We start from the raw sequence: 6,237 nt of genomic DNA on the forward strand, positions 1-6,237 counted from the left end.
TGTAAAGGATTACTCTTCTTCAACTTCTTCCGCGAAGCTGGCGTCTTTCACCGAGGTTGCGGCGCGACGTGCTTCACCTTTGTGTTGCACTTTATTGAGCTGCCGTTCCAGCTTGTTGATCAAATCGTTGATAGCGGTGTACATATCCTCATGCTTAGCGCTGGCGACCAGATGGCCGTTCGGAGTATTGATAGTTGCATCAGCGGTAAAGCCCTGTGGCTCCTTGGACAGAATGATATGTGGGTTAATCAAATGAGTTTGCCATTTATCCAGTTTGGCTAGACGGTCTTCGACGTGCTGGCGAATTGCCGGAGTAATTTCCATTTGTTTACTGGTAATGTTCATTGTCATAAATTTTACCTCTTGTCTTTCCGTCTTGGTGATTCCAGCATACCCGACCTAATGTCAAAATGTGTGATTTAGATCACGTTATTTTGTCGGTTTTTGTCAGGGAATCTTTTTTGTGAGGCAGGGCAGGAAGAGGCGACTTTCATCTTGTCGAACGCGGTATTTAAGGTCATAGTTGAATGGTTGTGCTGACGCTAAACCGCTTCAGCGCGTGACCAATACGCATAAAAAAACGGCAGCCCTGAGGCTGCCGTTTTGCTTTGAACATGAGATCAGGTGTTGCTGCTGTTGGCGGCAATAATTTTCGCCACTTTTTCAGCCTGCGCATCCATCTGCATCTTACGATAGGAGTTTTCCATCAGCTTCAGACCGTCGCGGGTCGCCTGCGTGTCCGGGTAATCGCGCAGCATACCCTCTACGCGGTTAACCACGGCAACCCATGCGCCACGGCGGGTATAGTATTCAGCAACAGAGTATTCGTATTTAGCCAGACGATCTTTCAGGAATACCAGACGCTTGGTGGCATCGGTAATGTACTGGCTGTTCGGATAGCCGCGAACCAGCTTCGAGAAGTCGTTGAAAGCGTCACGTGCATGTTGAGGATCGCGATCGGAACGATCGACGCCAAAGAAGCCCTGCAATGCGCTATCATCCAGAGCCATGTTGGTCAGGCCGCGCATATACATGACATAATCAATGTTAGGATGAGTCGGGTTAAGACGCATGAAGCGATCGATAGTCGCCTGAGCCAGCGGCAGATCGGCATTTTTATAGTAAGCGTAGATAAGATCTAACTGGACTTGCTGCGAATAAGGGCCAAATGGATAGCGGTTATCCAGCGCTTCCAGTTGCGTTATTGCCTGTTTCCAGTTACCGTCCTGCAACTTTTGTTGTGCAGTCGCGTATATTTCATTCGGCGGATTGTCAGGGACCTGTTCATTTGAACCGGAGCAGCCCACCAAAGCCAGGCTCAACGTGGCCGCTGCCACCAGATATTTCATGCGCGTCATGACGTTTTGACTTTCCTCAAATGTTTGTCCGGGAGAATCTCTGTTCCTGCTCCCGATTAAGACCAGCTACAATAGCACACTATATTAAACGGCAAAGCCGTAAAACCCAACGTTAAACGAAGAAGCAGTTTATGGCACAACGAGTAGAACTCACCGCAACAGTCTCCGAAAATCAGCTCGGTCAACGCTTAGATCAAGCTTTGGCCGAATTGTTCCCTGATTATTCGCGTTCACGTATAAAAGAATGGATCCTTGACCAGCGCGTGCTGGTCAATGGCAAAGTCTGGGACAAACCGAAAGAGAAAGTGTTTGGCGGAGAAGCCGTCGCCATCAATGCTGAAATCGAAGAAGAAATGCGTTTCGAACCGCAGGATATCCCGCTGGACATCGTCTACGAAGATGACGACATTTTGGTGATCAACAAGCCGCGTGGCCTGGTTGTTCACCCGGGTGCGGGCAATCCAGATGGCACCGTGCTCAATGCATTACTTCATTATTACCCGCCGATTGCTGACGTACCGCGCGCCGGTATCGTTCACCGTCTGGATAAAGACACCACCGGCCTGATGGTCGTGGCGAAAACCGTTCCGGCCCAGACGCGTCTGGTGGAATCGTTGCAGCTGCGCGAAATTACCCGTGAATATGAAGCGGTCGCCATCGGCCACATGACCTCTGGCGGTACGGTAGAAGAGCCTATTAGCCGCCACCCAACCAAGCGCACGCATATGTCCGTGCATCCGATGGGTAAGCCGGCGGTCACGCACTACCGCATCATGGAGCATTTCCGCATCCATACGCGTCTGCGTCTGCGCCTTGAAACGGGTCGTACTCACCAGATCCGCGTTCACATGGCCCATATCACGCATCCGCTGGTGGGCGATCCGGTTTACGGTGGCCGTCCGCGTCCGCCGAAAGGCGCATCAGACGAGTTCATCAGCGTACTGCGTAAGTTCGATCGTCAGGCGCTGCACGCTACCATGCTGCGTTTGTATCATCCAATCACCGGCATTCAAATGGAATGGCACGCGCCTATCCCACAGGACATGGTTGAGCTTATTGACGCGATGCGCGCTGATTTCGAAGAACATAAGGATCATGTGGACTGGTTATGACCAAACTGATTGTCCCGGAGTGGCCACTTCCCGAAGGCGTGGCAGCCTGTAGTTCAACCCGTATCGGCGGAATCAGCCAGGGCGCGTGGGAGTCGTTAAATCTCGGCGCGCACTGTGGCGATGTTCCTGAGCACGTTGAAGAAAACCGCAAGCGCATGTTTGCGGCCGGAAACCTGCCGTCGAAACCGGTCTGGCTGGAACAGGTGCACGGTAAAGATGTCCTGAAGCTGACGGGTGAACCCTATGCCTCTAAACGTGCCGATGCTTCTTATAGCAATACTCCCGGGACAGTTTGCGCCGTTATGACCGCCGACTGCCTGCCCGTTCTCTTCTGTAATCAGGCCGGAACCGAAGTCGCCGCCGCCCATGCGGGATGGCGAGGCCTCTGTGAAGGCGTGCTTGAAGAAACGGTGGCCTGCTTTGCGGATAGCCCTGCCAACATCATTGCCTGGCTTGGGCCGGCCATTGGCCCACAGGCTTTCGAAGTCGGGCCAGAGGTGCGTGACGCGTTTATCGCCAAAGATCCGCAGGCTATCAGCGCGTTTGAACCTACGGGCGAAAAATATCTCGCTGATATCTATCGGCTTGCCCGTCAGCGTCTTAATAACGTGGGCGTGACGCAGATCTTCGGCGGCGATCGCTGTACTTTCACCGAAAAGGGTGATTTTTTCTCCTATCGCCGCGACAAGGTTACCGGTCGTATGGCAAGTTTCATTTGGCTGATATAACCTAAAGAATCAAGACGATCCGGCACGTGCCGTTTTCTTTTCACATAATTCAGGTCATTAACCTTGAATAATTGAGGGATGACCTCATTTAATCTCCAGTAGCAAATTTGACCTGTTATGGGAGGAGTTATGCGTCTGGATCGTCTTACTAATAAATTCCAGCTTGCTCTCGCCGATGCCCAGTCTCTCGCACTGGGGCACGACAACCAATTTATCGAACCTCTTCATGTAATGAGCGCCTTGCTGAATCAGGAAGGGGGATCGGTACGTCCTTTATTAACGTCCGCTGGCATTAATGCCGGTCAGTTACGCACGGCCATCGATCAGGCACTGAGCCGTTTACCGCAAGTCGAAGGGACGGGTGGTGATGTTCAGCCATCTCAGGATCTTGTCCGCGTACTGAACCTTTGCGACAAGCTGGCGCAAAAACGTGGCGACAACTTTATCTCGTCAGAACTCTTTGTTCTGGCCGTGCTTGAATCACGCGGTACTCTGACCGACCTGCTTAAAACTGCCGGAGCAACAACCGCCAACGTGACTCAGGCGATTGAACAAATGCGCGGAGGTGAAAGCGTGAACGATCAGGGAGCCGAAGACCAACGTCAGGCTTTGAAAAAATTTACGGTCGATCTGACCGAACGAGCCGAGCAGGGCAAACTCGATCCTGTTATCGGCCGTGATGAAGAAATTCGCCGTACCATTCAGGTGCTGCAACGTCGTACCAAAAACAACCCGGTACTGATTGGTGAGCCAGGTGTCGGTAAAACCGCCATCGTTGAAGGGCTGGCGCAACGTATCGTGAACGGTGAAGTTCCGGAAGGCCTGAAAGGCCGCCGCGTACTGGCGCTGGATATGGGCGCGCTGGTGGCCGGGGCGAAATATCGTGGTGAGTTCGAAGAGCGTCTGAAAGGCGTGCTTAACGATCTCGCGAAACAGGAAGGCAACGTCATCCTGTTTATCGACGAACTGCATACTATGGTCGGGGCGGGTAAAGCCGACGGCGCGATGGATGCCGGGAACATGCTGAAGCCTGCGCTGGCGCGCGGTGAGCTTCACTGTGTGGGGGCAACCACGCTTGACGAGTACCGTCAGTACATTGAAAAAGATGCTGCGCTGGAACGCCGTTTCCAGAAAGTATTCGTTGCTGAGCCAACGGTAGAAGATACCATCGCGATTTTACGTGGCCTGAAAGAGCGCTATGAACTGCACCACCACGTGCAGATCACCGACCCGGCCATTGTTGCTGCTGCAACGCTTTCGCATCGCTACATTGCCGATCGACAGCTGCCTGATAAAGCCATCGACCTTATTGATGAAGCGGCATCAAGCATTCGTATGCAGATTGACTCTAAGCCGGAAGAACTCGACAGGCTCGACCGTCGAATCATCCAGCTCAAGCTTGAACAGCAGGCGCTGCTGAAAGAGTCAGATGAAGCGAGTAAAAAACGCCTGGATATGCTCAATGAGGAACTTGACGATAAAGAGCGTCAGTACTCTGAGTTAGAAGAAGAGTGGAAAGCGGAGAAAGCGTCGCTTTCTGGCACCCAGACCATTAAGGCCGAGCTGGAGCAGGCGAAAATCGCCATCGAGCAGGCGCGCCGTGTGGGCGACCTGGGGCGGATGTCTGAACTCCAATACGGTAAAATTCCAGAACTGGAAAAACAGCTGGAAGCCGCAACGCAGGCTGAAGGTAAAACCATGCGCCTCCTGCGTAATAAAGTCACCGATGCGGAAATTGCCGAGGTGCTGGCGCGCTGGACCGGGATCCCTGTTGCCCGAATGATGGAAGGCGAGCGTGAGAAACTGCTGCGTATGGAGCAGGATTTGCACAATCGTGTTATTGGCCAGAACGAGGCGGTAGAGGCCGTATCTAATGCGATTCGCCGTAGCCGCGCGGGGCTGTCCGATCCTAATCGTCCAATTGGTTCGTTCCTGTTCCTGGGGCCGACCGGTGTCGGTAAAACCGAGCTGTGTAAAGCGCTGGCAAACTTTATGTTCGACAGCGACGACGCAATGGTGCGTATCGACATGTCTGAGTTTATGGAAAAACACTCCGTTTCTCGTCTGGTGGGTGCGCCTCCTGGCTATGTCGGTTATGAGGAAGGGGGCTATTTGACGGAAGCGGTTCGTCGCCGTCCTTACTCCGTCATTCTGCTGGATGAGGTCGAGAAAGCGCATCCGGACGTGTTCAACATCTTATTGCAGGTTCTGGATGACGGACGATTGACTGACGGACAGGGCAGAACGGTCGATTTCCGTAATACCGTGGTTATCATGACCTCTAACCTGGGTTCCGATTTGATTCAGGAACGTTTTGGTGAGCTGGATTACGGACATATGAAGGATCTGGTGCTTGGCGTAGTCAGCCAGAACTTCCGTCCTGAGTTCATTAACCGTATTGATGAAGTTGTTGTCTTCCACCCTCTGGGTGAAAAACACATTGCTTCTATTGCGCAGATCCAGTTGCAGCGTCTTTATAAACGTCTGGAAGAGCGTGGGTATGAAATCCACATCTCTGATGAAGCGCTGAAGCTGCTTAGCGAAAATGGTTACGATCCTGTGTATGGTGCGCGTCCATTGAAACGCGCTATCCAGCAGCAGATTGAAAACCCACTGGCTCAGCAAATCCTTTCCGGGGAGCTTGTCCCTGGTAAAGTTATCCGGCTGGAAGTGAAGGACGACAGAATTGTGGCAGTGCAGTGAGTCACAAAAAACAAAAAACGGGCCGCTTGCGGCTCGTTTTTGTTTGAATACCAGGCGAAAATGAGCGTCTGGCGCATGATTTGCCTGGAAAGTGAGCAGTCAGCAAATAATTTTCACTTTACCCTTGCAGGTTCGGAATAACTCCCTATAATGCGCCTCCACTGACACGGAACAACGGCAAACAAGCCGCCGGGTCAGCAGAGAAAAGCGAAATTAAACGCTTGACTCTGTAGCGGGAAAGCGTAATATGCACACCCCGCGCCGCAGCGAAAAACGAAGCGGCACTGCTCTTTAACAATTTATCAGACAATCTGTGTGGGCACTCAAAGTGACATG

General features: G+C 52.3%; 6 protein-coding genes. 3 read left to right on the forward strand and 3 right to left on the reverse strand.

The genetic code is table 11. The annotated features are described in order from the left end of the window. Positions 1-9 precede the first annotated feature (9 nt). Positions 10-351: a ribosome-associated translation inhibitor RaiA gene (gene raiA, locus ACSVHP_RS16585; protein WP_234675968.1), complete on the reverse strand. Its 342-nt coding sequence runs from the start codon at positions 349-351 to the stop codon at positions 10-12. 269 nt (positions 352-620) lie between these two features. Beyond that, entirely contained in the window at positions 621-1,358 is a 738-nt protein-coding gene (gene bamD / locus ACSVHP_RS16590) for an outer membrane protein assembly factor BamD (RefSeq protein WP_447552475.1), read from the reverse strand. Between the two features lie 131 nt (positions 1,359-1,489). On the opposite strand from bamD, the gene rluD reads away from it, so the two are divergent. The 3 genes from rluD (at position 1,490) to clpB (ending at position 5,901) form a co-directional block, all read left to right on the forward strand. Then, on the forward strand, positions 1,490-2,470 hold the full coding sequence (gene rluD / locus ACSVHP_RS16595) for a 23S rRNA pseudouridine(1911/1915/1917) synthase RluD (RefSeq protein WP_234675973.1): 981 nt from the start codon (positions 1,490-1,492) through the stop codon (positions 2,468-2,470). After that, positions 2,467-3,198, forward strand: a complete 732-nt coding sequence (yfiH, locus tag ACSVHP_RS16600) for a purine nucleoside phosphorylase YfiH (protein WP_447552476.1) — start codon at positions 2,467-2,469, stop codon at positions 3,196-3,198. The genes rluD and yfiH overlap by 4 nt, the downstream gene beginning before the upstream one ends. A gap of 129 nt (positions 3,199-3,327) precedes the next feature. Beyond that, positions 3,328-5,901 (forward strand): ATP-dependent chaperone ClpB, encoded by a 2,574-nt coding sequence (gene clpB / locus ACSVHP_RS16605; RefSeq protein WP_447552477.1) that lies wholly within the window; start codon positions 3,328-3,330, stop codon positions 5,899-5,901. Between the two features lie 145 nt (positions 5,902-6,046). Here clpB and ACSVHP_RS16610 read toward each other — a convergent pair. Continuing rightward, a partial coding sequence (locus tag ACSVHP_RS16610) for a hypothetical protein (protein ID WP_447552478.1) occupies positions 6,047-6,237 on the reverse strand: 191 nt, incomplete at its 5' end.

The organism is Enterobacter sp. 186315, from assembly GCF_053290175.1.